The sequence below is a fragment of the Xylophilus sp. Leaf220 genome (assembly GCF_001421705.1).
Classification (GTDB): Bacteria; Pseudomonadota; Gammaproteobacteria; order Burkholderiales; family Burkholderiaceae_C; genus Xylophilus.
The window spans coordinates 66,180-92,648 of record NZ_LMKO01000024.1; the positions used below are offsets into that span (position 1 = coordinate 66,180).

25 protein-coding genes are annotated in these 26,469 nt (G+C 69.8%); 14 read left to right on the plus strand and 11 right to left on the minus strand.

The genetic code is table 11. The features are described from left to right. Positions 1 to 66 precede the first annotated feature (66 nt). A complete protein-coding gene (gene gshA, locus ASE76_RS15915; protein WP_055841640.1) occupies positions 67 to 1,626 on the plus strand; it encodes a glutamate--cysteine ligase in 1,560 nt (519 codons plus the stop codon). 41 nt (positions 1,627 to 1,667) lie between these two features. Here the strand turns inward: gshA and ASE76_RS15920 are convergent, their stop codons facing one another. From ASE76_RS15920 to ASE76_RS15950, 7 genes are read right to left on the minus strand one after another with little or no spacing between them, the layout of a single operon-like run. Continuing rightward, on the minus strand, positions 1,668 to 2,912 hold the full coding sequence (locus ASE76_RS15920) for an amidohydrolase family protein (protein WP_055841643.1): 1,245 nt from the start codon (positions 2,910 to 2,912) through the stop codon (positions 1,668 to 1,670). Positions 2,913 to 2,920: 8 nt separating this feature from the next. Next, positions 2,921 to 3,481: a GAF domain-containing protein gene (locus ASE76_RS20900; RefSeq protein ID WP_055841646.1), complete on the minus strand. Its 561-nt coding sequence runs from the start codon at positions 3,479 to 3,481 to the stop codon at positions 2,921 to 2,923. Continuing rightward, positions 3,478 to 4,182, minus strand: coding sequence for an ABC transporter ATP-binding protein (locus ASE76_RS15930; protein WP_055841650.1), 705 nt, complete (start codon positions 4,180 to 4,182; stop codon positions 3,478 to 3,480). Before ASE76_RS15930 ends, ASE76_RS20900 begins: the two co-directional genes overlap by 4 nt. 1 nt (position 4,183) lies before the next feature. After that, on the minus strand, positions 4,184 to 4,957 hold the full coding sequence (locus ASE76_RS15935) for an ABC transporter ATP-binding protein (RefSeq protein WP_082448648.1): 774 nt from the start codon (positions 4,955 to 4,957) through the stop codon (positions 4,184 to 4,186). Then, positions 4,950 to 5,837, minus strand: a complete 888-nt coding sequence (locus ASE76_RS15940) for a branched-chain amino acid ABC transporter permease (protein ID WP_055841654.1) — start codon at positions 5,835 to 5,837, stop codon at positions 4,950 to 4,952. Before ASE76_RS15940 ends, ASE76_RS15935 begins: the two co-directional genes overlap by 8 nt. Further along, positions 5,837 to 6,718: a branched-chain amino acid ABC transporter permease gene (locus ASE76_RS15945; protein WP_055841657.1), complete on the minus strand. Its 882-nt coding sequence runs from the start codon at positions 6,716 to 6,718 to the stop codon at positions 5,837 to 5,839. The genes ASE76_RS15940 and ASE76_RS15945 overlap by 1 nt, the downstream gene beginning before the upstream one ends. A gap of 16 nt (positions 6,719 to 6,734) precedes the next feature. After that, positions 6,735 to 7,958: an ABC transporter substrate-binding protein gene (locus ASE76_RS15950; protein ID WP_236698498.1), complete on the minus strand. Its 1,224-nt coding sequence runs from the start codon at positions 7,956 to 7,958 to the stop codon at positions 6,735 to 6,737. A gap of 199 nt (positions 7,959 to 8,157) precedes the next feature. Between ASE76_RS15950 and ASE76_RS15955 the strand changes: the two genes are divergently transcribed. The 4 genes from ASE76_RS15955 to ASE76_RS20175 all read left to right on the plus strand — a co-directional run bounded on the left by ASE76_RS15955 (position 8,158) and on the right by ASE76_RS20175 (position 10,777). Beyond that, positions 8,158 to 9,093 carry a LysR family transcriptional regulator gene (locus ASE76_RS15955; RefSeq protein ID WP_236698499.1) on the plus strand — a complete coding sequence of 312 codons (936 nt, stop codon included), beginning with the start codon at positions 8,158 to 8,160 and terminating at the stop codon, positions 9,091 to 9,093. A 180-nt stretch (positions 9,094 to 9,273) separates the two neighbouring features. After that, positions 9,274 to 10,185 carry an SDR family NAD(P)-dependent oxidoreductase gene (locus ASE76_RS15960; RefSeq protein WP_055841663.1) on the plus strand — a complete coding sequence of 304 codons (912 nt, stop codon included), beginning with the start codon at positions 9,274 to 9,276 and terminating at the stop codon, positions 10,183 to 10,185. Between the two features lie 89 nt (positions 10,186 to 10,274). After that, a complete protein-coding gene (locus ASE76_RS15965; RefSeq protein ID WP_055841666.1) occupies positions 10,275 to 10,517 on the plus strand; it encodes a type II toxin-antitoxin system Phd/YefM family antitoxin in 243 nt (80 codons plus the stop codon). Then, positions 10,514 to 10,777, plus strand: coding sequence for a Txe/YoeB family addiction module toxin (locus ASE76_RS20175; RefSeq protein WP_082448650.1), 264 nt, complete (start codon positions 10,514 to 10,516; stop codon positions 10,775 to 10,777). The genes ASE76_RS15965 and ASE76_RS20175 overlap by 4 nt, the downstream gene beginning before the upstream one ends. Positions 10,778 to 10,795: 18 nt before the next feature. Here the strand turns inward: ASE76_RS20175 and ASE76_RS15970 are convergent, their stop codons facing one another. Then, positions 10,796 to 12,247 carry a PLP-dependent aminotransferase family protein gene (locus ASE76_RS15970; protein ID WP_055841669.1) on the minus strand — a complete coding sequence of 484 codons (1,452 nt, stop codon included), beginning with the start codon at positions 12,245 to 12,247 and terminating at the stop codon, positions 10,796 to 10,798. A 103-nt stretch (positions 12,248 to 12,350) separates the two neighbouring features. Between ASE76_RS15970 and ASE76_RS15975 the strand changes: the two genes are divergently transcribed. The 5 genes from ASE76_RS15975 (at position 12,351) to ASE76_RS15995 (ending at position 16,763) form a co-directional block, all read left to right on the plus strand. Further along, positions 12,351 to 12,950, plus strand: coding sequence for a LysE family translocator (locus tag ASE76_RS15975; RefSeq protein ID WP_055841671.1), 600 nt, complete (start codon positions 12,351 to 12,353; stop codon positions 12,948 to 12,950). Next, positions 12,947 to 13,894 carry a DMT family transporter gene (locus tag ASE76_RS15980; RefSeq protein ID WP_055841674.1) on the plus strand — a complete coding sequence of 316 codons (948 nt, stop codon included), beginning with the start codon at positions 12,947 to 12,949 and terminating at the stop codon, positions 13,892 to 13,894. Before ASE76_RS15975 ends, ASE76_RS15980 begins: the two co-directional genes overlap by 4 nt. An 88-nt stretch (positions 13,895 to 13,982) precedes the next feature. Continuing rightward, positions 13,983 to 15,182: a PLP-dependent aminotransferase family protein gene (locus ASE76_RS15985; RefSeq protein ID WP_055841677.1), complete on the plus strand. Its 1,200-nt coding sequence runs from the start codon at positions 13,983 to 13,985 to the stop codon at positions 15,180 to 15,182. A 17-nt stretch (positions 15,183 to 15,199) separates the two neighbouring features. Then, the gene (locus tag ASE76_RS15990; RefSeq protein WP_055841946.1) at positions 15,200 to 15,829 is read left to right on the plus strand and encodes a glutathione S-transferase family protein; all 630 of its coding nucleotides are present in this window, start codon (positions 15,200 to 15,202) and stop codon (positions 15,827 to 15,829) included. Positions 15,830 to 15,887: 58 nt separating this feature from the next. Then, entirely contained in the window at positions 15,888 to 16,763 is an 876-nt protein-coding gene (locus ASE76_RS15995; RefSeq protein ID WP_055841679.1) for a PhzF family phenazine biosynthesis protein, read from the plus strand. Between the two features lie 103 nt (positions 16,764 to 16,866). Here ASE76_RS15995 and ASE76_RS16000 read toward each other — a convergent pair whose 3' ends face one another. After that, positions 16,867 to 18,165 carry a phosphatidylserine/phosphatidylglycerophosphate/cardiolipin synthase family protein gene (locus ASE76_RS16000; protein WP_055841682.1) on the minus strand — a complete coding sequence of 433 codons (1,299 nt, stop codon included), beginning with the start codon at positions 18,163 to 18,165 and terminating at the stop codon, positions 16,867 to 16,869. A gap of 255 nt (positions 18,166 to 18,420) precedes the next feature. Here ASE76_RS16000 and ASE76_RS16005 point away from each other — a divergent pair, with 255 nt between their 5' ends. From ASE76_RS16005 to ASE76_RS20180, 4 genes are all read left to right on the plus strand, one after another. Beyond that, the gene (locus ASE76_RS16005) at positions 18,421 to 20,535 is read left to right on the plus strand and encodes an ATP-dependent helicase (protein ID WP_055841685.1); all 2,115 of its coding nucleotides are present in this window, start codon (positions 18,421 to 18,423) and stop codon (positions 20,533 to 20,535) included. 21 nt (positions 20,536 to 20,556) lie between these two features. Continuing rightward, entirely contained in the window at positions 20,557 to 21,078 is a 522-nt protein-coding gene (locus ASE76_RS16010; protein WP_055841687.1) for a hypothetical protein, read from the plus strand. Continuing rightward, entirely contained in the window at positions 21,075 to 22,385 is a 1,311-nt protein-coding gene (locus ASE76_RS16015; RefSeq protein ID WP_201781876.1) for a phospholipase A, read from the plus strand. Before ASE76_RS16010 ends, ASE76_RS16015 begins: the two co-directional genes overlap by 4 nt. A gap of 557 nt (positions 22,386 to 22,942) precedes the next feature. After that, on the plus strand, positions 22,943 to 23,320 hold the full coding sequence (locus ASE76_RS20180) for a hypothetical protein (RefSeq protein ID WP_082448651.1): 378 nt from the start codon (positions 22,943 to 22,945) through the stop codon (positions 23,318 to 23,320). 146 nt (positions 23,321 to 23,466) lie between these two features. Here the strand turns inward: ASE76_RS20180 and ASE76_RS20185 are convergent, their stop codons facing one another. Then, positions 23,467 to 23,913 (minus strand): pilin, encoded by a 447-nt coding sequence (locus tag ASE76_RS20185; protein WP_304437654.1) that lies wholly within the window; start codon positions 23,911 to 23,913, stop codon positions 23,467 to 23,469. 295 nt (positions 23,914 to 24,208) lie between these two features. Further along, a complete protein-coding gene (locus tag ASE76_RS16020; RefSeq protein ID WP_055841693.1) occupies positions 24,209 to 26,455 on the minus strand; it encodes a CHASE2 domain-containing protein in 2,247 nt (748 codons plus the stop codon). Positions 26,456 to 26,469: the final 14 nt, after the last annotated feature.

Consider the following 26,469-nt stretch of genomic DNA (forward strand, 5'->3'; position numbering starts at 1 on the left):
AATACGGGCGCAAATCTCCGGGCGGTGTTACCGTGCGGGCCAGCAAATTCCAAGAATGAAGAAACCATGGGCGAACTGCAACAGCGGCTGGAGGCACTGACGCCCGGCAGCCTCACCGGCATCCGGCGCGGCATCGAGAAGGAAAGCCTGCGATCGCGTGCCGACGGCAAGCTGTCGCTGACGCCGCATCCGGCGGCACTGGGCTCGGCCCTGACGCATCCCCACATCACCACCGATTTCAGCGAATCGCAGCTGGAGCTGATCACCGGCGTGCACGCCGGCGTCGAGGCCTGCCTGGACGAGCTGCACGAGGTGCACCGCTTCGTCGCCCAGTCGGTCGCGCCCGGGGCCGACGAGCTGATGTGGGCATCGAGCATGCCCTGCGGCCTGCCCTCGGACGAGACGATCCCGATCGGCCGCTACGGCACCTCGAACGTCGGCCGCGCCAAGAGCGTCTACCGCATGGGCCTGGGCCACCGCTACGGCCGACGGATGCAGACCATCTCGGGCATCCACTACAACTGGTCGATGCCGGGCCTCTCCAGCGCGCAGTACTTCGCGCTGATCCGCAACTTCCGCCGGCACGCGTTCCTGCCGCTGGTGCTGTTCGGCGCCTCGCCGGCGGTGTGCGAGAGCTTCGTCGAAGGCCGGCCGCACGAGCTGCAGCGCATCGGCGACTACACGATGCACATGCCCCACGGCACCTCGCTGCGCATGGGCCGGCTGGGCTACCAGAGCGAGGCGCAGGCGTCGCTCTCGGTCAGCTACAACTGCCTGGAAGGCTACGGCGCCTCGCTGCACGAGGCCCTCACCCAACCCTACCCGGCGTACGAGACCATCGGCGTGCGCAACCTGGGCGGCGAATACAACCAGCTGGCCACCACGCTGCTGCAGATCGAGAACGAGTTCTACGGCACGATTCGCCCCAAACGCACCATCTTCCCCGGCGAACGGCCGCTGCACGCGCTGCGCGAACGCGGCGTGGAGTACGTCGAGGTGCGGCTGATGGACCTGGACCCGTTCGAGCCGCTGGGCATCAGCCCGCGCACCGTGCGGCTGCTCGACGTGTTCCTGCTGCACTGCCTGCTGGCCGAAAGCCCCGACGACAGCCCCGAGGAGATCGCCGAGATCGGCCACAACCAGCACCTGGTGGCCGCCCGCGGCCGCGAGCCCGGCCTGCGGCTGCAGCGCCGCGGCCGCGCCGTCTTGCTGATGGACTGGGCCGCCGAGATCCTGGCCGAATGCGTGCCCCTGGCCGCCGCGCTGGACGCGGTCGACGGCGGCAGCCTGCATGCCGAGGCGGTGCGCGCCGCCGAGGCGTCGCTCGCCGCGCCGCAGACGCTGCCCTCGGCCCGGGTGCTGAAGGCGATGGCGCAGGACCACGGCAACTCCTTCGTCGACTTCATCCGCAGCCGCTCGCTCGCCACCCGCGACGCGCTGCTGGCTACGCCCCTGCCCGCAGATCGCCAGGCCGCGTTCGCGCTGATGGCCCAGCAGTCGGTCGATGCGCAGAAGGCGATCGAGGCGGCCGACACGCTGCCCTTCGAGCAGTACCGCGAGCAGTACGTCTCGCCCACGCGGCTGATGCCGCGGACGATGCAGGCGCGGGCCGCGCAGCCGGCCTGACACACCGCGCGCCGCGGGGTGCGCAGCTCCGGCCGGTTCGGCTAGACGGCGGCCGGCAGGCCGACGCGGCGGTGGAAGCGGCCGCCCTGCATCACCATCGGCATCGCGGCCTCGCGCTGCAGCAGGGTGATGTCCTCGAGCGGATTGCCGTCGATCACCAGCAGGTCGGCGTGCGCACCCGGGGCCACGGTGCCGATGCGGCCTTCCTGGCGCATCAGCTCGGCGTTCACGCCGGTGGCGCTGCGCAGGACCTCGACCGCCGGCATGGCCGGCAGCCGCAGGGTGAACTCGTCGCTCTGCGACAGGTGCATGTCGCCCAGCAGGTCGGTGCCGAGCGCGATCTTCACGCCGGCCGCCCGGGCGATACGCAGCGCCTCGATGCCCTGGTTCTTCACCCGCTCGGTCTTCTCCAGCATCGCGGCCGACCAGCCCAGCCTTCCGCCTTCCCGGCCCAGCGCGGCGTAGGTGGCGAGCGTCGGCACCAGGAAGGTCCCGGCGCGCGCCATCGCCTCGGCCGACGCCTGGTCGAGCAGGTTGCCGTGCTCGATCGAGCGCACGCCGCAGCGCACCGCCCTCAGGATCGCCTCGGGCGAGTACGCGTGAGCCATCACGTAGGTGCGGGCGGCGGTGGCCTCCTCGACGATGGCGGTCAGTTCCTCGATCGAATACTGGGTGCCTTCCAGCGGATCGCTGGGGGTGGAGACGCCGCCGCCGGCCATCACCTTGATCTGGTGGGCGCCGTTGCGGATCTCTTCCCGCACCGCGCGCCGCACCGGGCCCACGCCGTCGGCGATGTGGCCCAGGATGCCCACCGCGCCGCAGCAGGCGCAGCCCACGTTCTGGAAGAAGGCCGGCCGGGTGTCGCCGTGGCCGCCGGTCTGCGACAGCGCGCGGCCCGCGATGAACAGGCGCGGCCCGGCGAAGATGCCCTGCTCCACCGCCTGCACCAGGCCGGCATCGGCACCGCCCGCATCGCGCACCGTGGTGAAGCCGCGGCCGAGCATGCCGGCCAGCACGTCCTTGGCCTGCGCGGTCACCAGCGACTGCGGCAGCATCGAGAGCTTGAAGAAATCGGGGATCGTGGCGGTGACGTGCACGTGCGCGTCGATCAGGCCGGGCATCAGGGTGCGGCCGGCCAGGTCGATCACCTCGGCGTCGTCCACCGGCAGGTCGCCGAAATCCACCGCCGCGATGGTGCCGTCCTCCACCACCACGGTGGCGTGGGGCTTGAGCGCGTCGGACACGCCGTCGAACAGGTGGGCATTGCGAAAGACGAGACGTTTCAAGGGAGTTCTCACAAGGTTTGCAGAGTGGGTGCGGGACGCGTCGCAGCGGCCTGCCCGGCCGCCCAGGCGGCGCCGATCAGGTTCGCGAAAAGCTGGCATGTGGCGCTGTCCGACGGCCGGTACCAGCCGGCACGGTGCAGCAGGTTCAGGGTGCCGAGGGTGCGGCCCCGGAACCGGACCGGGACGTTGAGCGCCGATTGGCAGCCCAGCGCGAAGACGGCGTCGGCGTCGAAGAAGCGGCGCCGCACGGCGTCGGCGTCGGGCGACAGCTGCGGCTCGGAGGCGGTCAGCAGGCACTGCAGCCATGCATCGCCGCCGACAGGCTTGACGCCGCCGGCGGGATAGGCCGCGAGGTCGCTGGTGTGCATCCGCTCCAGCCCGTCGCCCGCGGGAGTCGTGCGCAGGACGGTCAGCAGCCGGAAACCCGCCAGGGCCGCCAGCGCGTCCTGCACCGCCGCGTACAGCGCGGCATCGTCGGCGGAGCCGGCGAGCACGGCCGATGCGTCGGCCAGCCGGGCCAGCACGTCGGCCGGGTCGTGGGGGCCGCGTGCGTCGGACGCGGCGCTCACGCGGCATGCCCCAGGTACAGCTCCACCGCGCGCGGGTCGTCCAGCAGCGTGGCGGCCGGCCCTTCCAGCGCCACCCGGCCCTGGTCGAGGATGTAGCCGCGGTGGCTGATCGCCAGCGCGTCGCGGGCGCGCTGCTCGACCATCAGCACCGAGGCGCCCAGCGCCGGCAGCCGCGCGATGTGGGCGAAGATGCTCTTGGCCATGATCGGCGAGAGCGCGGCGGTCGGCTCGTCCAGGCAGACCAGGCGCGGCTTCGACATCAGCGCGCGGGCGAAGGCCAGCTGCTGGCGCTCGCCGCCCGACAGGCTGCCGGCCATGCGCCCCAGGAGCGGCTGCAGCACCGGGAACGCCGCCACCATCTCCTGGGCCCGCTGCCTGACGCCCGGGACGCCCTGTACCACCAGCAGGTTTTCCAGCACGGTGAGGCGGGGGAACACGTTGGCGATCTGCGGCACGTAGGCGATGCCGGCGGCGAGCCGCGTCTCGGTGGGGCTCGCGCCCAGCGCCTGGCCCTCCCACACCACCTCGCCGCGCATCCGCGGCAACAGGCCCATCAGCGCCTTCAGCATCGTCGACTTGCCGGCGCCGTTGGTGCCGGCCACGGTGACGATTTCGCCGGGCGCGACCACCAGGTCGACGCCCTTCAGGATGTCGGCCTCGCCGTATCCGCCGGCCACGCCGGAGAGTGTCAGGACGTGCATCTCATGCTCCCATGTAGGCGGCCTGGACCCGCGGGTCGTCCAGCACCTCGGACGGCGCGCCCTGGGCCAGCAACTTGCCGGTATCCATCACCAGCATCCGGTCTACCAGGCGCGAGAGCGCATGCAGGTTGTGCTCGACGATGACGAAGCCGATGCCGCGCGCATGCAGTTCGCGGATGCGCTCCGAGATCTGCTCGATCAGCACCGGGTTGACGCCCGCGTACGGCTCGTCCAGCAGCACGCAGCGCGGCTGCAGCATCAGGATGCGGCCCAGCTCCAGCAGCTTCTTCTGGCCGCCCGAGAGCTGCCCGGCCGCGGTGCCGGCCACCGCGTCCAAGCGCAGGAAACGCAGCCATTCCCAGGCGCGCTCGGTGTTCTCCTGCTCGGCGCGGCGCACGGTGGCGCGCCGCAGCAGCAGCGCGGCCAGCGATTCGCCGGGCTGGTCCCAGGGTGCGGCCAGCATGTTCTCCAGCACCGTCAGGTGGCGGAACTCGCGCGGCACCTGGAAGGTGCGCATCAGCCCCAGCCGGGCCCGCCGCACCGCGCGCATGCCGTCGAGCGAGCGGCCTTCGTACGACACGCTGCCGGCCGCCTGCGGCATGAAGCCGCTCAGCACCGAGAACAGGGTGCTCTTGCCCGCGCCGTTGGGGCCGATCAGCCCGGTGAGCCGGGTGGTGTCGATCTCCAGCGTCAGGCCGTCGAGGACGGTGTTGCTGCCGTAGCGCAGCACGATGTCGCGTGCCGCGAGGATGGTCGGTCGGGCGGCATCAGTCACGCTTGATCCCCAGCAGCCCCTGGGGCCGGAAACGGATGAACAGGATCAGGGCCAGCCCGATGACGCCCAGCCGCGCGCTGGACATCGCCACCTCGGAGATGCCCGGCAGCACGTCGCGCGCCACCCGCGAGCCCTCCAGCACCGCCAGCAGCAGGAAGGCCCCCACCACCGCGCCGCGCAGCCGGCCGACGCCGCCCATGATCATCGCCATCCACACCTGGAAGGTGACGATCGGAACGAACTGCTCGGGCGTCACGAAGCCGATGTAGTGGGCGTAGAAGCTGCCGGCCAGGCCCGCGATGGCCGCGCCCAGCATCAGCACCTGCGTCTTGAAGCGCGCCGGGTTCTTGCCGAGCGCCAGCAGCGCGGTCTCGTCGTCGCGGATCGCCTGGATCAGCCGCCCGTAGGGGCTGCGCACGATGGCGCGCATCAGCCACACCACCCCGGCGCAGGCCGCCACCAGCACCACGGCCAGGGCCACGTCGGCACCGGCCGGGCCGGTCCAGCCGGCGAACAGCTTGGGCACCCCGGCGATGCCCTGGTTGCCGTTGGTGAACTGCTTCTCGCTGACGATCACCAGCCGCACGATCTCGGAGAACCCCAGCGTCACGATCGCCAGGTAGTCGTCCCGCAGCCGCAGTGCCACCCGGCCGATCGGCCAGGCCAGCAGCGCGGGAACCACGATGCCGATGGCGAAGCCGGTCCACGCCGGCCAGCCCTGGCGCGCGGTGCAGATCGCGGTGGCGTAGGCGCCCAGTGCGAAGAATCCGACGTAGCCGAAATTGATCAGCCCGGTGAACCCGTACTGGAAGTTGAGGCCCAGCGTGAGCAGTACGTAGACCAGCGCGGTGATCGCGATGGCCAGCAGGTAGGCTTCCATCAGCGCACCCCCTGCACACGGTTGAAGAGGCCCTGCGGCCGCCACAGCAGCACCAGCAGCATCACGACGTACGACAGCGCGATCTTGTAGGTGAAGCCGACGAAGGGCGTCGACAGCTCCTGGAACACGCCCAGGCAGATCGCGCCCAGCACCGCCCCCAGCGGATTGCCCAGGCCACCGATCACCGCGGCAGAGAAAGCCGGCAACAGCAGGTCGGCACCCGCCTCGGGGCTGACCTGCGTCTTCAGCCCGAGCGCCAGGCCCGCCACGCCGCAGATGACGCCCGACAGCAGCCACATCCGGGCCATCGCGGCGCGGCTGTCGATGCCCACGACGCGGGCCAGGTCCATGTCGTCGGCGATCGCCCGCATCGTGCGGCCGGCGCTGGTGAAGCGCAGCAGCGAGAACACCAGCGCCATGCACACCACCGAGAACAGCGCCACCAGCGCATCGACCGGGTTGACCACCAGCGGGCCCCAGCGCAGCGCGCGCATCAGCGGCACGTCGAACAGCTGGATCTCGTGGCCGAAGCCCAGGCCCATGGCGGCGCGCAGCACGAATCCCAGGCCGATGGAGGTGAGCAGGAGCGCCAGGCCGTGGCGGCGCAGGAGCGGCTGGAAGGCCAGCTTCCAGCTGAGCCAGGAGCCCAGCGCGCCCGTGGCCGCCCCGCCGGCCAGCGAGGCCGCGATCGAGCCGCCCGACGCCCGGTGCGCCAGCAGCGCGCCGAAGGCGCCGAGCGAGACGAAGTCGCCCACCGCCGCATTCGGGAACCGCGCCACGCCGAAGACCAGCGTCACCGCCAGGGCCGGCAGCGCGATCAAGAGGCCCTCGGCCAGGCCGTTGAGCGCCAGGTTGGCGTAGTCGTACCAGAGAAGGTCCACGGTGCGGCCCCGTCGCTCAGATGGCGTAGGCCGCCGACCACTTGCCGGCGCGGATCACGAATGCGGCGAAGGTCGGGTCGACATCGTTCTCGGCGTCGAAATCGATGTTCGACGAGGCGCCGACGTAGTTGACCGCCTTCTTCTGGTCGAGCAGCTTCTTGCCGGCCACGAAGCCGTCGACCGGCTGGCCGTTGCCTGTGGTGACCGCATGGATCTTGGCCACGATCGCCTGGATATCGGCACCCGGGCCGGCGGCCTCGATGGCCAGCGCCAGCACCTGGACCATGTCGTAGCACATGGCGGCGTAGACGTTGCTCTCGGGCGCCTGCTTCATCGCCAGCGCGTACTGCCGGGCATAGCGGGCGTAGGCGCCGCTCTTGTCGTTGACCACCGATTCCACCACCACGATGCCTTCTGCCACCTCGGGCGTGACCGCCTTGATGAAGTCCACGTTGGCGCCGAAGCCCGGGATGATCCACTTCATCGGCGTGCCGAGCTGCGCCCACTCGCGGACGATGGCGCTGGCGTCGGGCACGTAGGCCGACAGGATGATGCCGTCGGGCCGCGAGCGCAGCACCTGCTGCAGCTCCGAGCGGTAGCTGGGCCGGTTGGGCTCGTACAGCACGAAATCGGTCAGCTTGCCGCCGTCGGCCGTCCACACCTTGCGGAAACCCTCGGCATGCGGCGCCAGCGCCGGGTTGTTCTGCGCCATCACCGCCGGCCGGGTCAGGCCCTCCTTGCGGGCGGCGGTGGCGAAGGCCTTGCTGAGATGCTTGGAGCTGCCCTGGTAGCGGAACGCCATCTTCCGGGCGTTGACCTTCGGGTCGGCCAGCGCCACCGCGCCCGAGGTGTGCATCAGGATGGCGTCGGCCGCGTTGGTCATCGGCAGCACCGCCAGCGACACGCCCGAGGCCCAGGTCCCGAGGATCGCCTGAACCTTGTTGACCTCGAGCAGCTTCTTGGCGGCGAGCACCGCGGCCGTCGGGCTGGTCTGGTCGTCCTCGGGGAACACCTCGAGCTTGCGGCCGGCGGCGCCGCCCGCGGCATTGACCTCGGCCGCCGAGATCAGGATGGCCTGCTGCATGCCGCTGCCGAAGTTGGCGCCGCCGCCGGTGATGGGGTTGAGCGCACCGATGCGGAAGGTGGCCGACGCGGGCGCCGCGGCCCACGACCGGGTGCCTTGCAGCAGAGCGCCGATGGCGCCGGCCACCAGGATTTGACGACGATCGAGAGTTTTCACGCATTGCTCCAGAGAAGACATGCGGCAAATTACAGGGCCTGCCGATTCATTCGTCTAACGCATTCTGCAAATGGGGCACAGCAATTGCATGAATAGCGCCGCCATGCACTCCGAACTTGATAATCCAACCTCAATATGGCCTGCGGAAACCGCCACTGCGCTCGTCCCGCAGGGCCGCCGGCGCGGCACGTTCCAGGGCATGGACCTCAACCTCCTGCGGGTCTTCGCGGCGTTGATCAGCGAGCAGAGCGTGACCCGCGCGGGCGGCGTGCTGTGCATCTCGCAGTCGGCGGTCAGCAACTCGCTGCAGCGGCTGCGCGGCGCGCTCGACGACGTGCTGTTCGAGCGCACCGCCACCGGCATCCGGCCCACCAGCCGCGGCCAGGAACTGTGGGAGCAATTGAAGCCGCACTACCTGGCGATCGAGAAGACGCTGAGCCCGGCGGCGTTCGCGCCGATGACCTACGAGGGCACCTTCACCATCGCGATGTCCGACTACACCGTCGAGCGCGTCATGCCGCGGCTGAGCGCGCATCTGGAACGCCACGCGCCCCTGGTGCAGGTCAAGCTGGTGCCCTACAGCGTCGCCAACATGTTCCCGATGTTCGAGCGCGAAGGCATCGACCTGGCCATCGGCGCCAACCTCGACGATGCGCAGAGCTCCCACGGCCTGCGCGCCGAGACGCTGTGGCCGATCCACTCGCGCTGCCTGATGCGCCGGGGCCATCCGCTGGCGCAGGGCCCGCTGGCGGTCGACACTTTTCTGGCGGCCCGCCACCTCGACGTCTGCCTGCCCGGCATGACCATGCCGCTCTACGACAGCCTGCTGCAGACCCACGGACTGCAGCGCAACCTGGTCGTCACCCTCAACCACTACACCCAGGCCCTGGCGGTGCTGGCCGCGTCTGACTGCATCGCGGTGCTGCCCGTCTCGCTGCTGGACTTGAGCGCGTATGCCTCGAAGCTGTGCCAGCGCGAAGCCCCGATCCCGATGCCGGTGCGCCCGCTGGGCCTGATCTGGCACCAGCGCCACGGCACGAGTGCGCCGCACGTGTGGCTGCGGGAGACGCTGTCGCAGCTGTTCTGCCATCCGGGGATGCCGGTGCGGGATGCACTGCCTGCCGACGGCCGCTGATCGAGCATCGGCACCTCGAAGATCGATCTTTCGATCGAACAACGTAGACACCTGCCTTTGTCTCCGGCCCTGTAGGCCCGGCGACAGGCCGCGCCGGGCATCCGCCGTACAGTGCCTCGCACCGAGCGCCGCCCGCCGAGGCGGTGGCGCACTCCCCTATCCACACCGAAAGACACCTCCATGACCCTCGATTTCACCGGCCGCGTGGCCATCGTCACCGGCGCGGGCGGCGGGCTCGGCCGCCAGCATGCGTTGGCCCTGGCCGCGCGCGGCGCGAAGGTGCTGGTCAACGATCTGGGTGGCGCGGTGGACGGCCAGGGCGGCTCGGTCTCGGCGGCGCAGAAGGTGGTCGACGAGATCGTGGCGGCCGGCGGCCAGGCGATCGCCAACGGCGCCTCGGTGACCGACGCCGAGGCGGTGCAGGCGATGGTGCAGCAGGCGGTCGATGCCTGGGGCCGGGTCGACGTGCTGGTCAACAACGCCGGCATCCTGCGCGACAAGAGCTTCGCCAAGATGGACATCGCCGACTTCCGGCTGGTGGTCGACGTGCACCTGATGGGCGCGGTGCACTGCACCAAGGCCGTCTGGCCGGTGATGGCGGCGCAGAAGCACGGGCGCATCGTGATGACCACCTCGTCCTCGGGCCTGTACGGCAACTTCGGCCAGAGCAACTACGGCGCCGCCAAGATGGCGCTGGTCGGCCTGATGCAGACCCTGAGCATCGAAGGCGAGAAGCACGGCATCCGCGTCAACTGCCTGGCCCCCACCGCCGCCACCCGCATGACCGAGGGCCTGATGCCGCGCGAGGTGCTGGCCGCCCTGGACCCGGCCGCCGTGGTGCCGGCGATGCTGGTGCTGGCCTCCGACGACGCGCCCAACCGCACGGTGCTCTGCGCCGGGGCCGGCAGCTTCGAGGCGGCGCACATCACGCTGACGCAGGGGATCTACGTGGGGACCGGGGCGGATGCGGCGGAGCAGTTGGCCGCGCGACTGGCGCAGGTGACGGACCGGGCGGGGGAGCAGGTGCCGATGAGCGGGGCGGCGCAGGGAACGGTGGAGGTGGGAAAAGCTGTCGCAGCAGGTGCGAACTGAACAGTCGTACGGCCTTCTCCTGCACTCGTCATCGAAACACTTGAGCTAACGTACGCAAAAACGTACGATAGGCGGTTCAAGGAATCCCCATGACGACCCTGACCGCCAGTGAAGCACGCGCCAATCTCTATCGTCTGATCGACGAGACTGCCGAGTCGCACCAACCGATCCATATCGCGGGCAAGCGCGGCGGTGCCGTACTGGTCGCCAGCGAGGATTGGCAGGCGATCCAGGAAACACTGCACCTGCTGTCTGTCCCTGGAATGCGGGAATCGATCAAAGCGGGGATGGCCGAACCCCTGGCGGATAGCGCCAAGGAACTCGACTGGTGAATTGGCAGATCGTTTTCAGCAGACATGCGCTGAAGGATGCCAAGAAACTGGCGGCTACCGGCCTGAAACCCAAGGCACAGGACCTGCTGGGCGTGTTGGCAACAGACCCTTTCCGTAATCCGCCGCCTTATGAAAAGCTGGTCGGGGATCTGGCGGGTGCGTATTCGCGGCGCATCAATATCCAGCATCGCCTGGTGTACGAAGTCATCGCGCAAGAGCACACGGTTCGGGTGCTACGGATGTGGACCCATTACGAGTGACGCACCAATACGACCACCTCACCCACCCCGCACCGCATCCCGCATCTTCTCGAACGCCCGCCAGAACTCCGCCTCCTGCGTATTCGCGAAATTGATCCGCATCAGCGTGCTCGGCGCGCGGGTGGCGTGGAACAGCGCCCCCGGCGCCAGCAGCCAGCCGTCGTCCAGCATGCGCTGGGCCAGGATGTCGGTGTCCACCCCCGTATCCACCCAGCCGAAGATGCCCATCGGCTCGGCGACGAAGCGGCAGCCGGCCGCCTGGGCCAGCTTGACGCTGCGGCTGCGGGCGGTGTCCAGCCGGACGCGGACGCGCTGGGCGTGGCGGCGCAGCTGGCCCTGCTCGATGCAGATGGCCATGGCTTTCTCCAGTAGCGACGGGGTGGTGAGGGTGGCGAGCAGCTTGGTGTCGAGCATCCGCTCCAGCAAGTCCGGCGGCGCGGCCAGGAAGCCGATGCGCCAGTTGGGCGCCAGGATCTTGGCGAAGCCGCCCACGTAGAGGGTGCGGCGCAGGCCGTCGAGCGCGGTGACGCGGGTGGCGTGTTCGGGGGCGATATGGCCGTAGGTGTCGTCCTCGACGATGTGGAAGTCGTGCTTGGCGCTCAGCTCCAGCAGCCGGTGGGCGCTGCCGGGCGAGAGGCAGTAGCCGGTCGGGTTGTGGAACACGCTGACGCTGACGAAGAGGCGCGGCGCGTGGGCCTCGCAATAACGGGCCATCACCTCCAGGTCGGGGCCGGCGGCGTTGCGGGGCACCGGCAGCACCCGCATGCCGAGCGAGGCGAGCCGCGCGAACTCGACCGACCAGCCGGGCTCCTCCACCATCACCGGATCGCCCGCCTTCAGCAGGGTGCGGCTGACGATGTCGAGCGCATGGGTGGCGCCGACGGTGGTCATGATCTGCGCGGGCGGCGCCTCGATGCCGATCTGCGCCAGGCGGCGCGAGAGCACGTCGCGCAGGCCCGCGTCGCCCAGCGGCTCGCCGTACTGCAGCGCACTGCGGGCCCAGGCGGCGCTGGCGACCACCTTGCGCACCGCGGCGGGCAGCGCGGGCAGATCCAGCCAGTCGGGCGGCATCACGCCCGAGCCGGGCTGGGCACGGCCCGAGGGCGTGTGGAACATGCCGCGGATCAGGGCGGTAGCCTGCATCGGCGAGGCATGGAGCGGGCGCAGCGGCTGCGCGGCCTCTGCTATGTTTTTCGTAGCTGAAGGCCGGCCCGTATCGCCGGCCCCGGGCCGTTTGGGCCCCGAATCCCGCACGAAGAAGCCGCGCTGGCGCTGCGCCTCCACCAGGCCCTGGGCCAGCAGCAGGTCGTAGGCGGCGACCACCGTGTGCGGGCTCACGCCCTGCTGGCGGGCGCATTCGCGCACCGAGGGCAGGCGGGCGCCGGGCACCAGCAGGCCGGAGCGCACCCGCTCGGCCAGGCGTCCGGCCAGTTGTTCGGTGAGGGTCTGGGTGGGAGTGCGGGTGAGCATGCTGCGGAGATACGTGTGCCAGTGGAACAGCCGATACAGACGAGATGATTGATCGGTCATCTGTACCGGTACTGTGATGGCTGCGCACTTTAAAGTAGCGGCCATGAACTGGCAAGAATTCACCGCCCTGGTGCTGCTGGCCGCGGCGATGAGCTTCACGCCCGGCCCCAACACGATGCTCTCGACCGCACTGGCGGCCAACCGGGGCCTGGGCGGCGCGATGCGCTTCGTCTGCGCGGTGCCGGTGGGCTGGGGCGCCCTGCTGCTGCTCTGCGCCACCGGCGTCGGCGCGCTGCTGCAGGCGGCGCCCACGCTGCGGATCGCGCTGAAGATCGCCGGCATCGCCTACCTGGTGTGGCTGGCCTGGAAGCTGGCGCGCAGCACACGCCTGGCCGAGGCCGACGGCCGCCGGATGCAGGTGGGCTTCTGGCAGGGCGTGGGGCTGCAGTTCGTCAACGTCAAGGCCTGGTTCGCGGTGCTGGCGATCGTGGCGGGCTGGGTGGCCGGGCATGCAGACGCGCCGCTGCGGGTGGCGATCGTGCTGCCGGTGATGGTGTGCTGCGGCTTCCTCAGCAACCTGCTCTACGCCAGCGGCGGCGCGCTGCTGCGCGTCTGGCTGGCGCAAGGCCGTCGGCTGCAGGGTTTCAACCGGGCGATGGCCGCGCTGCTGCTGCTGACCGCCGGCTGGATGGCGACGACATGACGATGATGAAGGACGAAACCAAGGGCCTGCTGCTCGGCGTGCTGGGCGTCGCCATCTTCGCGATGACGCTGCCGATGACCCGCCTGGCCACCGGCACCGCCGACGCGCCCCAGCTCTCGCCCTGGTTCGTGACGCTGGGCCGCGCCGCGGTGGCGGGGCTGCTGTCGGTGGTGGTGCTGCTGCTCTGGCGTGCGCCCCGGCCGGGGCCCCGGCAGTGGAAGGCGCTGGCCTTCGCCGCGCTCGGCAACGCGATCGGTTTCCCGCTGCTGCTGGCCTACGGCCTGCGCTCGGTAACGGCCGGCCATGCGGCGGTGGTGATGGCGCTGCTGCCGCTGGCGACCGCCGCGGTCGCGGCCTGGGTGCTGCACCAGCGGGCGCGGCCCGCGTTCTGGTTCTGCGCGGTGGCGGGCAGCGGGCTGGTGGTGGCGTTCTCGGTGCTGCGCAGCGGCGGCGCGGGCGGCAGCCTAGTCTTCGCCTGGGCCGACCTGCTGCTGGTGGGCGCGGTGCTGTCGGCATCGCTCGGCTATGTCTACGGCGCGCAGGTCACGCCCGCGCTCGGCGCCGAGCGGGTGATCTGCTGGGTGACGGTGCTGGCGCTGCCGGTCACACTGCCGGGCACCTGGCTCACCTGGCCCGCGCAGCCGGTGGGCGCGGCGGCCTGGGCCGGCTTCGCCTACGTCGGGCTGTTCTCGATGTGGATCGGCTTCTTCGCCTGGTACCGGGCGCTGGCCATCGGCGGCGCGCTGCGGGTCAGCCAGACGCAGCTGCTGCAGCCCTTTCTGTCGATCCTGTTCGCGGTGCCGCTGCTGGGCGAATCGCCCGACCCGATGACGGTGGTGTTCACCGCCGCGGTGGTGGGCACGGTGCTGCTCGGCCGCCGGCTGGCCCGCCCCGCGGTGCCGGCGCCCGTGCCGGCCGATGCCGCGGCGCCGCGCCCGGCGTAGGATGCCGCGCAGCTTTGCGAACCGATTTTTTTCTCGCTGCCCCGTTTCGACGTTTCCCCCTTCCCCCGTCCCACCGAAGGATTTCGACATGCACTGGACCCTGGCCGCCCGCACCCGCAAGATGACCTCCTCCGCGATCCGCGACCTGCTCAAGCTCACCGAGCGGCCCGGCATCATCAGCTTCGCGGGCGGCCTGCCCTCGCCCGAGGCCTTCCCGGTCGAGGCCTTCGCCGAGGCCTGCCAGAAGGTACTGAAGGACGACGGCCGCGCCGCGCTGCAGTACGCCACCACCGAAGGCCTGCCCGCGCTGCGCGAGGCGGTCGCCGCCGGCCTGCCCTGGAACGTCGACCCGGCCGACGTGCTGATCACCACCGGCTCGCAGCAGGGCCTGGACCTGGCGGCCAAGGTGCTGGTCGACCCGGGCAGCCGCATCCTGGTGGAGACGCCCACCTACCTGGGCGCGCTGCAGGCCTTCGCGCCGATGGAGCCCGAGGTGGTCGAGGTGGCGAGCGACGCGGGCGGCATCGAGGTGGACGACCTGGCCGCCAAGGCCGCCGGCGCCCGCTTCCTGTACGCCCTGCCCAACTTCCAGAACCCGACCGGCCGCACGATGGACGAGGCGCGCCGCGTCGCGCTCTCGGCCCGCGCCGCCGCATGCGGCGTGCCGATCCTCGAGGACAACCCCTACGGCGAACTGTGGTTCGACGCGCCGCCGCCCGCCCCGCTCACCGCCCGCAATCCCGAGGGCTGCATCTACATGGGCTCGTTCAGCAAGGTGCTGGCGCCCGGCCTGCGCCTGGGCTTCGTGGTGGCGCCGCCCGAGCTGCACCGCCGCCTGACGATGGCCAAGCAGGCCGCCGACCTGCACAGCCCCAGCTTCAACCAGCGGGTGGTGGCCGAGGTGATGAAGGACGGCTTCCTCAACCGCCACGTGCCGACCATCCGGGCGCTGTACAAGCGCCAGCGCGATGCGATGCTGGCCGCGCTGCAGCGCGAGATGGGCGGCCTGGGCGTGGAGTGGAACACCCCCGTCGGCGGCATGTTCCTGTGGCTGCGCCTGCCCGCCGGCATGGACGCCACCGCCCTGCTGCCCCGCGCGGTGGAGAAGGGCGTGGCCTTCGTCCCCGGCCTGCCCTTCTATGCCGGTGCCGGCGATGCCCGCGCGCTGCGCCTGTCCTTCGTCACCGCCAGCGTGGCGCAGATCGACACCGGCATCGCCGCCCTGGCCGCCGCGGTGCGCGAGTCCCTGCCGCAGCGCGCGGCGGCCCTGGCCGACGCGCTGCCGTGATGGCCCCGTCGACACCCGTGCTGCGGCTCTGGGGCCGCACCAGCTCGATCAACGTGCGCAAGGTGGTCTGGTGCGCGCAGGAGCTGGGCCTGACGGTGCAGCGCACCGACGCGGGCGGCCACTTCGGCCTGGTGCAGGAAGACGACTACCTGCGCCTGAACCCCAACGGCCTGGTGCCGCTGCTGCAGGACGGCGATCTGGCGCTGTGGGAATCGAACGTGATCGTGCGCTACCTCTGCGCCCGGTACGGCGCCGACAGGCCCGCCCCGCCGTACCCGCAGGACCTGGCCGAGCGCTTCACCGCCGAGAAATGGATGGACTGGCAGCAGACCACCGTCAACCCCGCCGGCCGCCACGCCTTCCTGCAGCTGATCCGCACGCCGCCCGGGCAGCGCCAGCAGGCGCTGGTCGATGCGTCCGTCACGCAGATGCAGCCGCTGCTGGAGCGGCTCGACCGGCACCTGGAAGGCCGCGACCACATGGTCGGCACGCGCTTCGGCATGGCCGACATTCCGCTGGCCTGCGAGGTGCACCGCTGGTTCGGCCTGCCGCTGGCGCGACCGGTGCTGCCGAACGTCGAGCGCTGGTACGCCGGCCTCGCCGCGCGCAGCGGCGCGGTGGGCGTGCTGGACCAGTCCCTCAGCTGACCGCCGCCGCCGCGGCGAAGTTTTTCGCATCCCCCTCCTTCGACCCCGAAAGCCCGCCATGCCGTCCTCGTCTCCCGCCGCACCTCCCCGCGCGCGGCCCTTCCAGCAGGTCGATGTCTTCACCGCCGAAGCCGGCCTGGGCAATCCGCTGGCGGTGGTGGTCGACGGCGACGGCCTGTCGAACGCGCAGATGCAGCGCTTCGCCGGCTGGACCAACCTGTCGGAAACCACCTTCCTGCTGCCGCCGACCACGCCCGAGGCCGACTACCGGGTCCGCATCTTCACGCCTGGCGGCGAGCTGCCCTTCGCCGGCCACCCGACGCTCGGCAGCTGCCACGCCTGGCGCGCCTCCGGCGGCACGCCCCGCCGCCCGGGCCTGGTGGTGCAGGAATGCGGCGCGGGCCTGGTCCGCATCCGCCAGACCGGCGACCGGCCCGCGTTCGCCGCCCCGCCGCTGCGGCGGCGCGATCCGGCCCCGTCGGTGCTGGCCCAGGTGGCCCGGGCGCTGGGCCTGAAGCCGCAGGAGATCCGCGGGGCGCAGCTGCTCGACAACGGCCCGGTCTGGCTCGGCCTGCAGCTCGACAGCGCCCACACCGTGCTGGCCCTGGCGCCGGACCATGCCCGGCTGAAGCAGCTGGGCGTGAAGGTGGGCGTGGTGCACGTCGACCCGCAGCCGGCGCCCGGCGCGCATGCCCTGCTGGTACGCGCCTTCGCCGCGCCGATCGGCGTGCCGGAAGACCCGGTCACCGGCAGCCTGAACGCGTCGCTGGCGCAGTGGCTGATCGCCGAGGGCGCGGTGCCGCGCGCCTACCTCGCCTCCCAGGGCGAATGCCTGGGCCGCGCCGGCCGCATCTTCGTGGAGCAGGACGACGACGGCACCACCTGGGTCGGCGGCGACGTGGCGCCGTGCATCCAGGGGACGGTGCTGCTCTGAGGCCGCTCGCAGCCCCTTTTTTAGAAAAGTAGCCGTGGCCGGCGCAGGACGCCGACCACCAGCTATCGATTCGATAGCAGAGCGGCGGTATTCGCGGACGGGCTCACAGCTGCGCCGCGAACAGCGCGGACGCCCGCTCCACCAGCTTCTCGTGCCAGGGCCGGTCGAGCCACTGCGCCATGGTCAACTGCCTGGCCGCGGCCAGGTCGCGCTCGAAGGTGGCCGTCTGCTCGGCGGCGAAGGCTTCGTCGTAGAGGTTGAGGTTGGCCTCGTCGTTGAGCCGGAACGAGCGGTTGTCGAAGTTGGTGGAGCCGACCGAGACCAGCAGGCCGTCGACGATCAGCACCTTGCAGTGGTACATCGTCGGCTGGTATTCGCGGATCTCGGCGCCGGCGGCCAGCAGCGGGCCCCAGAGCGCGCGGGACGCGCTGCGCACCGTCTGCGAGTCGATGATCGGCCCGGGGGTGACGATGCGCACCTTCACCCCGCGCTGCATCGCGGCCACCAGGGCCCGCACCGTCAGCTTGTCGGGCACGAAGTAGGCACTCGATAGATCGATGCGGCGGTCGGCCGCGGTGATCGCCATCAGGTACATCAGGTGCATGCTCTCGCTGCCGCCCGAAGGCGAGCTGCTGAACATCTGGGCGCGGCCCTGGCCCGCGGCGATGCCCGCGATCGGCTGCAGCGCGGGAAAGTACGGCTCGCCGTGCAGCACCTCGCCGGAGGCCTTGGTCCAGTTGTCCATGAAGACGGACTGCATCTGCGCGACCACCGGGCCTTCGACGCGGAAGTGCGTGTCGCGCCAGTGCTCGGGGCTCTGGGCGTCGCCGGTCCATTCGGGGGCGATGCCCACGCCGCCGGTGAAGCCGGTGCGGCCGTCCACCACCAGCAGCTTGCGGTGGGTGCGGTTGTTCATCCGGCCCCAGTGGTACCAGTGCGGCTCGTGGAACTTCTGGATCTCCACGCCGGCGCCGCGCATCTGCTCCAGGAACTCCTCGTCGATCTTGGCGCTGCCCAGCCAGTCGAGCAGCACGTGCACCTTGACCCCGGCGCGGGCGCGTTCGGTGAGCGCATCGGCGAAGGCACGGCCGATGTCGCCCGACCAGTAGATGTAGGTCTCGAAGGTGATCGTCTTCTGCGCGCCGCGGATCGCCTCGAGCATCGAGGGGAAGATGCGGTCGCCGTTGACCAGCGCCTGTGTGCGGTTGCCCTCGAGGATCGGCGGGCCCATCAGCACGCCCATGCTGCGCTGGTACTGCGGATCGTGCAGGCCGTAGAGGCGCGGCAGCTGCTCCTCGAGCTTCTTCTCGCCCGAGCTGAAGTTGAGCAGCAGCAGCGTGGAGGCCAGCGTCAGGAAGAAGGTGATGAGGATCGCCTTCAGCGGCAGGGAGCGAAGATGCATGCGGGGCGATCGGTGGGGAGGCGCAGACGAGCCGGGGGAACGGGCGAGGGGGTGGCGGCGCCACTCTAGGGCCCGCAGGGGCGGGATGCGCAAGCAGGCGTTACCAGAAATCGGGATATTCGCCACAGCCGGCTGTCGGCCGGGCCGCTATCATTGCGCGCGCCCCGCCTGCCGCCCGATCGGCCAGAGCCGCGGCCCGGCTCTGGCCGACCCATCCCCCCCTTTTTTGCCGCAGCCCCTGCCCCTTTTTGCTCCATGTCCGCCGGCCTGAACCTCGCCCAGCAAGAAGCGGTGAACTACATGCACGGGCCCTGCCTGGTGCTGGCGGGCGCCGGATCGGGCAAGACGCGGGTGATCACCCACAAGATCGGCAACCTGATCCAGAACGGCGTGGCGCCCAAGCGCATCGCCGCCATCACCTTCACCAACAAGGCCGCCTCGGAAATGCGGGAGCGGGCCAAGAGCCTGATCGGCCGGCAGGCCAAGGACGTGGTGATCTGCACCTTCCACGCCCTGGGCGTGCGGATGATGCGGGAAGACGGCAAGGTGCTGGGCCTGAAGCCGCAGTTCAGCATCCTCGACGCCGACGACGTCACCAGCATCCTGAAGGACGCCGCCGGCGGCACCGCCGATGCGGCCACCGCCCGCCAGTGGCAGTGGGTGATCAGCAAGTGGAAGAACGCCGGCATGAATTCGGCCGACGCCCTGGCGCAGGCCGCCGACGACAACGAGCGGATCATCGCCCAGGTGATGGCCCGCTACGAGGAGCGTCTCTCGGCCTACCAGAGCGTCGATTTCGACGACCTGATCGGCATGCCCCTGAAACTGCTCAAGGACTACCCCGACGTGCGGATGCGCTGGCAGCAGGCGATGGGCCATGTGCTGGTCGACGAGTACCAGGACACCAACGCCACCCAGTACGAGGTGCTCAAGCACCTGGTGGGCGAGCGCGGCCGCTTCACCGCGGTGGGCGACGACGACCAGTCGATCTACGGCTGGCGCGGCGCCACGCTCGACAACCTGAAGAAGCTGCCGGTCGACTTCCCGCAGCTGAAGGTGATCAAGCTGGAGCAGAACTACCGCTCCACCAGCGCGATCCTGCGCGCGGCCAACAACGTGATCGGCCCCAACCCGAAGCTGTTCCCCAAGACCCTCTTCAGCGAACTGGGCGAGGGCGACCCGGTACGGGTGGTCGATGCCGACACCGAGGAGCACGAGGCCGAGCGCGCCGTGGCCCGCATCCAGAGCCTGCGCGCCGGCACCTCGGTGGTCACCAGCGGCGGGCAGTTCCAGGAGTTCCGGCACTTCGCGATCCTCTACCGCGCCAACCACCAGGCCAAGGCGTTCGAGAAGGCGCTGCGCCGGGTGCAGATCCCGTACAAGGTCTCGGGCGGTCAGAGCTTCTTCGACCGGGCCGAGATCAAGGACCTGTGCGCCTGGTTCCGGCTGTGGGTCAACAACGACGACGATCCGGCCTTCCTGCGGGCGATCACCACGCCCAAGCGCGGCATCGGCCACACCACGCTCGGCAAGCTCGGCGAGTTCTCCGAGAGCTACCGGCAGAGCATGTTCGCATCGCTCTTCAGCGCGTCGCTGCCGTCGATGCTGCCCGAGCGCGCGATGGGCAGCCTGCTGGAATTCGGCCGCTACGTGAACGACCTGGAGTTCCGCGCCCGGCGCACCGTCGGCGCCGAGGACGCCAAGGCCTTCATGCTCGAGTGGTTGAAAGAGATCGGCTACGAGCAGCACCTCTACGACGGCGAGGACAGCGAGAAGGTCGCCGCCGCCCGCTGGACCAACGTGCTCGACTTCTGCGACTGGATGAGCCAGCGCTGCGGCGGCCAGATCGAGGACGCCTCGGGCGCCGGCGCCGCGACCGAGGCCAAGACCCTGCTGGAGGTGGCGCAGACGATCTCGCTGCTCTCGACCATCAGCGAGCGCGAACAGGACCAGGACGTGGTCACCCTCTCGACCCTGCACGCCTCGAAGGGCCTGGAGTGGCCGCACGTCATCCTGGTCGGCGTGACCGAGGGCATGCTGCCTTTCAAGCTCGACGACGACGAAGGCCGCCAGAAGGTGGTGAGCGACGACACCACCCAGCGCCTGCAGGAGGAGCGCCGCCTGATGTACGTGGGCATCACCCGCGCCCAGCGCAGCCTGGCCGTCAGCTGGACCCGCAAGCGCAAGAAGGGACGCGAGATGGTCGCCGCCCACCCCAGCCGCTTCATCGCCGAGATGGGCCTGGACCAGGCCACCACCCGCGAAGACCCCCGCGAGAAGCTGCGCGCCCTGCGCGCCGAATTCGCCAAGAAGGCCGACGCCTCGGCGCTGGCCGCCGCTGCGGCGGCGACGGCCCAGCCGGCCACCTGACCCGTTCCACGCGCGATGCCCATGCCCTACCGCCGCCCCGCCGCCGCCGCCGTCTCGGCCGCGCTGTTGTCGATTCTCGCGGCGGTGCTCGCGCCCGCCGCCGGTGCGGCCGAGCCGGCCTCTGGCGCGCCGCTTGCTTCGCCCCCCGCCGTGGTCGTCGCGCCTGCGGCACCGCCCGCCAACCGCGCCGCCGCATGCCCGGCCGCCGAGAAGGTGGGCCAGGCCGAACTGCTGGGCCGCTGGGAGGTGCGCTTCGCCAACCGGCCGGACCGCGGCACGGTCGACTTCGTGGTGCATCCGGATTTCGAGGGCGCGGTGCGCGGCACCGTGGCCTACGGCGATGCCTCGAGCACCGTCGCCGGCGACGTGGACGAGGGCGTGTTCGCCGTCGATGCCTCGTCGGACGGAAAGAACCTCACCGCCCTCTGGGAAGGGCATGTCACCGCCGGCAGTTGCGGCAGGAAGATCGAAGGAATATGGACCGATTCAGCCACCAACACCAAGCGCCCGTTCGTGCTGCAGCGCCCGGCCGCCGCACGATGAAGAAGGCCTCCCTCGCCCTGGCGTTGCTGGCGATCGGCTCCGCCGGCGCGGCGCAGGCCCAAACGCAGTCGCCAGCGCCGAAGGCGCGTGCCGCCACCGCCAAGCCGCCGGCCGCCCGGCCCGGCGCCAAGGCCGCACCGCTGGCGCCGGTCACCGAAGGCCGGGTCGCCACCGCCACCGCCTGGCAGCAGTGCACCACCCTGGCCGGCGACACCGAGCGCCTGGTCTGCTTCGACCAGTGGTCCAAGTCCCAGCAGAAGATCGTCGATGCCGTCGAGGCCCGCTCCACCGAGGCGGCCGGCACCGGCAACGCGCCGCCGGGCGCCGCGGCCTCGGCCCTGCGCGCCGACGTGGCCGCCGCCCTGGCCACCGCCCAGCCGGCCACGGCCGAGGGCGGCAGCGTCACCGCGTCGGCGGGCATCATCGGCGTCGGCCTGGAACAGGGCTGCAAGGACCGCCAGTTCTCCAACCTGTCGCGCTTCTGGGAGCTGGAGTCGGGCAGCAACTGCCCCACCTTCAGCCTGCGCGGCTTCCGCGCGAACAGCCTGTCGGTCGTCGGTGCCAGCTCGGTCAACCGCCTGCCCACGTCGGGCAACCCGAACAACGACGCCACCACCGCGCTCGACTACCGCAAGGAAGAGCTGCGGCTGCAGCTGTCGGTGCGCACCAAGGTCGCGAGCGGCCTGCTGACGCCCGCAGGCTCCACCCTGCGCGACTCGCTGTGGGTGGCCTACAGCCAGCAGTCGTACTGGCAGTTCTTCAACAGCGGCCTGTCGCGCCCGTTCCGCAGCACCGACTACGAGCCCGAAGTCATCTACGTCTACCCCACCACCGCCAGCCTTCCCGGCGGCTGGAACTGGCGCTACAGCGGCGCCGGCCTGGTCCACCAGTCCAACGGCCAGAGCGACCCGCTCTCCCGCAGCTGGAACCGCTTCTACCTGATGACCGGGTTCGAGAAGGGGAACGACTTCAGCCTGCAGGCCCGCGCCTGGAAGCGGCTGCACGAATCGGCCGACAAGGACAACAACCCCCAGATCGCCAACTACATCGGCCGCGGCGAACTGACCGGCACCTGGAACTACGACACCAAGAACACCTTCGTCGCCACCGCACGCAGCTCCTTCGGCGGCACCCAGCGCGGATCGGGCCGGATCGAGTGGCTGCGGTCGCTGGGCGACGGCGCCGGGAACAGCTTCAGCGGCTTGCGGCTGCACACGCAGCTGTTCAGCGGGTACGGGGACAGCCTGATCGACTACAACTACAAGCGGACGGTGTTCAGCGTGGGGTTGAGCCTGGTGGACTTCTAACCCGGGCTTTGCTGCGTGCAGCCGAGGATGCGGGGCTGCCGGCCGACCGTTGCAGATCGGACTGTCAGGAAATCGAACGCCTGATTGCGTTCGTCGTGCCGGCTGCGCGGGCCCGAGTGTTCGGATCGCGTGCGGCCAAGCATGCACGCCTTGTTGCGACCCCCGAGTGGCTGATCGCTGGCCCTCGTCATTCGACGGGTGTCAGCGCGCCGCCTCGGGCGATGCCTTCGAACAATCCATCGGCCCGCTCTTCCAGTTCGACCCGACTGCGACATGCGCGATCGCACCGGAATTTCGCCTCTCCATGCTGGGTCGAAACACATTCGCCTGTGAACCGGGCAACCCTGCGAACGGCGCACGACCTGCAACGCGCTGCAAATTTCTCCCCACGCCCTTGCCCACATTCCTAGAATCGCAGTCGCCAACGGTTTAGTCCGCGGCCCCCAAGAACGCCGGGGCCGCCCACTTTCAAGTGGCGGAATTGCCTTGCTTTCCGACCCTTTCTCTGCCCATCCTCGGTGGAGCCCGCTTGGACAATCCAACCGAGGAGATTCCAGATGGACCTGCAATACCAATTGAAATCCGGCAGCTACTACCTGTACGACATGGGCGACGCGCCCAGCGTGGCGACAGGGGAGCGCCGTTGGCGGCTGAAGACGGACAACGTGGCGATCGCGTTCGATGCGAGTACCGGGACGGTTCACCAACATGGCAGTCCGGCGCGCATTCAGTCGTGGGCGCTGGGGGCGCGGCGTCGACTGCGGGCCGAGGGGGCGCAGGCAGCGGCTAACGATATCGTGGTGGTGTCGGGGCCGTTGCCGGTAGAGGAAATTAATAATTGCCTGAGAATCGCAGGGTACACACGTCGGTTATTTCGTCGGTTAGCAACGGTACCCCATGGGAAATATGTCCACACAGCGCATACCACACACTAATGGCCAACAACAATGCGCAACCGCGCCATGCATTTATTGCTTCAAGAATTTCAATTAATAAAAACCATATCTGCAGCAGCTTAGGCAGATTTATATAGCAAAAAGGGCCCAGACTTTCATCCCAGGCCCTTAATCAAAGCAACAGGTTACGTCCTGCAGCTAGCTGGAACATATTTTTGGGATGCCGTATCAGTGGTGCATGCCCAAGTAATTGTACCTTGGGTAGTGATAGTAGGGGTAAAAGTGATTGGAACGCTTTTTGCCTTGGCATCCATCGTTACCAAGATAACTCCACTAGCTGCAGTGCAGGCGATGGATGCGACTCCACCAACTGCAGAAGTACTTACACCTACTCCTTTGCAGTTGTCCGCAGCAAGCGCTCCGCCATTGCTCGAGATATTCTCAGCGACTGTAGTCTTAGCAGCCGACGCTTGGCCCATGCCTTCAGTCACTCGTGCACGGACGGTGTAATCCTGATAAGCAGGGAGCGCAACAGCAGCCAAAATGCCGATAATCGCCACAACGATCATCAATTCGATCAGCGTAAAGCCCTTCTGGACTTGCTGAATACCGCGAGACATAGAACGCTTCATGAAAAGACTCCTAAAGGTTGGGAGGTAAGGGAAGACGTCGTACACCAGCAGCTTCCATGCCAAGGCCCAAACACTCGGTTACCTGCACGCTCAGCCTCGAAACCGACAACTTCGCGCGCCCAGCTTGTCACCAGCACCGCGACAAAGATACGAGTTGACACTTTTGTCCGGATCCTCAAACCAACACGCCACATGTTGGGACTGCCGAGCCAGCGCAGGGCGTCGCCTTCCGCGGACGCCAGCGACGGATATCGTTTTGGCAGAAGGACACCGCCCGATCGTCGCCCACACACCTCTACCGGCTGTCGAACCGATAGGCCCCGTCCCAATCCGCCATGGGCGGCCACTGCCGCCCCGCCTCGATCCGCGAGGCATAAAGGCTGCGCAACGCCGGCCCGACCGGCTGCACCGCGAGCAAGGCGGCGGCATCGTCCCAGCGGCATTCCCTATATGCGCGCAGCATGTCCGGCCAAGTGTCGTTCTCGGGCACCTCGGCCATCGGCATGTAGACCGTGACCGCCTGCTGCCGCCCCCGGACCACCACCCGGTCCAGTTCCCGCCAGGCGCAAAGGTCGGCCGACTGCGCATGGGCCCGGTCGCCCACCACGACCTGCACGCCGTACAACTTCGACAGACTCTCCAGCCGCGCACCCAGGTTCACCGCGTCGCCGATCACGGTGTAGCTGCGACGGGTGTAGGAGCCCATGTCGCCGACGCACATGGTGCCGGTGTTGATGCCGATCCCGATACCGATCTCAGGCAGGCCGCGCTGGCGGTGTTCGGCGTTCAGCACCTTCAGCTCCTCCACCATGTCCAACGCGGCCGCCACGGCCAGCCGGGCGTGGTGGGGTGTTTCCAGCGGGGCGCCCCAGAAGGCCATCACGCAGTCGCCCATGTATTTGTCGATGGTGCCGCGGTGCTTGCGGATGATGCGGGTCAGGCGACTGAAGACGGTGTTGAGCAGCGCCTGCAGGGCCAGCGGCTCCATCTGCTCCGACAGGGCGGTGAAGCCGCGCATGTCGCAGAACATCACCGTCATCTCGCGGTTGATCGCCTGCATGCTGTAACTCTCGGGGTCCTTCACCATCTCGCGGACCAATTCGCGCGGCACGTAGTTGCCGAACAGGCGGGCCAGTTGGCGACGGGAGCGGCTTTCCACGAAATAGCCGTAGCCGATGTTGAGCGCGAAGGCCGCGATCACCATGATGAGCTGCGCGGCGACCGGCATGACCAGGCCGTGCGCACGGTAAAACCAGAAGTTCAGCGCGGCCAGCACCGCCGCGACGGCGACGGTCAACAGGCTGCCCGACACCACCGACAGAAACGGCAGCGCCAGCGCCAGCAGCAGGCCGGCCAGCAGCAGAGCGGCGGCGTCGTAGCCGTTGGCGTAGTCGGGGCGGATCAAGCTACGGCCGTCGAGCCAGCCCGAGATGACGTTGGCGTGCGTCTCGACGCCGGGGTAGGTTTCGCCGACCGGCGTGACCCGCAGGTCGAGCAGGCCGGGCGCGGTGGAGCCGAGCAGCGCGATCTTGCCCTGCAGGGAGCCGGCCGGCAGCTGGCCCTTCAGCACGGCAGAGGCGGAGACGTAGCTGAACGATCCGCCGCGGGCGCCCCCCGGGCCGCGGTACGGCACCAGGGTGGAGGCGTTGGCATCGACCCGCACCGGCAGCAGGGCGCTCGGCGTCTGCAGCAGCAGCTTCTCGATCACCCGCAGCCCGCCCTCGCCTTCGGGCGCCGGCACGAGCACCGGCAGCAGGTCGGCCCGGCCGTGGACCATGCGGAACATCGCCATCGCCAGGGATTCGTAGTAGTGGCCCTGGTACTGGGCGATGACCGGCACGCTGCGCACCACGCCGTCGGCGTCGGTGATCGAGTTGAAGAAGCCCGCCAGCGGCACGGCCGACACCAGGCCTTCCAGGTTGGCGCCGTAGCCGTTCCAGCCGTAGGCCTGCAGCGGCGGCACGACCGGGCCCTGGCCGCGGGCCAGGGCGGCGAAATCGGCGCCGCGCAGGACCGGTGCGGGCAGCACGCCCTTGGTCCGGCCCTCCCGGTCGCTGGTGAAGTAATAGCCGAGCACGGCGGGGCGGTCGACCAGCGACCGGGCGAAGCGGCCGTCGTAGTCGAGCACCGGCTCCAACTGGCGCAGGCTCTCGGCAAAACCCGGCTGGCCGCGCAAGGGCCCGTCGGCCAGACGGCGCAGGCTGTCCAGGCCCGAGCTCTGGTCCGCTTCCGAGAACAGTACGTCCATGCCGAGCACGGCCGCGTTCTGCCGATCGAACACCTCGTCGACCAGCTGGGCGAGCTTGTCGCGCCCCCAGGGCCAGTGGCCGATCTCGTCGAGGCTCCGCTCGTCGACGTCGACGATGACGATGCGCTCGTCGCGGGTGCCAGGCATGGTGGCGCGCAGCCGGATGTCGTAGAGGGCGGCGTCCAGCCGGTGGATCGGCGCCCACTCGGTGCCGAGCGCCGCGTGCCACAGGGCCAGCAGCACCGGCAGCAGGGTGACGGCGATGCGCGGGCCGTGGCGGCGCAGGAAGTTCATGCGTCCGGCGGGTT

Coding starts and splice junctions, on each gene's coding strand:
- ASE76_RS16010 (WP_055841687.1), top strand. CDS start 20,557: ATGCCCTACCGCCGCCCCGCCGCCGCCGCCGTCTCGGCCGCGCTGTTG.
- ASE76_RS15930 (WP_055841650.1), bottom strand. CDS start 4,182: ATGCACGTCCTGACACTCTCCGGCGTGGCCGGCGGATACGGCGAGGCC.
- ASE76_RS15940 (WP_055841654.1), bottom strand. CDS start 5,837: ATGGAAGCCTACCTGCTGGCCATCGCGATCACCGCGCTGGTCTACGTA.
- ASE76_RS15970 (WP_055841669.1), bottom strand. CDS start 12,247: ATGCTCACCCGCACTCCCACCCAGACCCTCACCGAACAACTGGCCGGA.
- ASE76_RS16020 (WP_055841693.1), bottom strand. CDS start 26,455: ATGAACTTCCTGCGCCGCCACGGCCCGCGCATCGCCGTCACCCTGCTG.
- ASE76_RS15965 (WP_055841666.1), top strand. CDS start 10,275: ATGACGACCCTGACCGCCAGTGAAGCACGCGCCAATCTCTATCGTCTG.
- ASE76_RS15960 (WP_055841663.1), top strand. CDS start 9,274: ATGACCCTCGATTTCACCGGCCGCGTGGCCATCGTCACCGGCGCGGGC.
- ASE76_RS15955 (WP_236698499.1), top strand. CDS start 8,158: ATGGACCTCAACCTCCTGCGGGTCTTCGCGGCGTTGATCAGCGAGCAG.
- ASE76_RS15995 (WP_055841679.1), top strand. CDS start 15,888: ATGCCGTCCTCGTCTCCCGCCGCACCTCCCCGCGCGCGGCCCTTCCAG.
- ASE76_RS16015 (WP_201781876.1), top strand. CDS start 21,075: ATGAAGAAGGCCTCCCTCGCCCTGGCGTTGCTGGCGATCGGCTCCGCC.
- ASE76_RS20185 (WP_304437654.1), bottom strand. CDS start 23,913: ATGAAGCGTTCTATGTCTCGCGGTATTCAGCAAGTCCAGAAGGGCTTT.
- ASE76_RS15985 (WP_055841677.1), top strand. CDS start 13,983: ATGCACTGGACCCTGGCCGCCCGCACCCGCAAGATGACCTCCTCCGCG.
- ASE76_RS20180 (WP_082448651.1), top strand. CDS start 22,943: ATGGACCTGCAATACCAATTGAAATCCGGCAGCTACTACCTGTACGAC.
- gshA (WP_055841640.1), top strand. CDS start 67: ATGGGCGAACTGCAACAGCGGCTGGAGGCACTGACGCCCGGCAGCCTC.
- ASE76_RS15975 (WP_055841671.1), top strand. CDS start 12,351: ATGAACTGGCAAGAATTCACCGCCCTGGTGCTGCTGGCCGCGGCGATG.
- ASE76_RS15980 (WP_055841674.1), top strand. CDS start 12,947: ATGACGATGATGAAGGACGAAACCAAGGGCCTGCTGCTCGGCGTGCTG.
- ASE76_RS16005 (WP_055841685.1), top strand. CDS start 18,421: ATGTCCGCCGGCCTGAACCTCGCCCAGCAAGAAGCGGTGAACTACATG.
- ASE76_RS16000 (WP_055841682.1), bottom strand. CDS start 18,165: ATGCATCTTCGCTCCCTGCCGCTGAAGGCGATCCTCATCACCTTCTTC.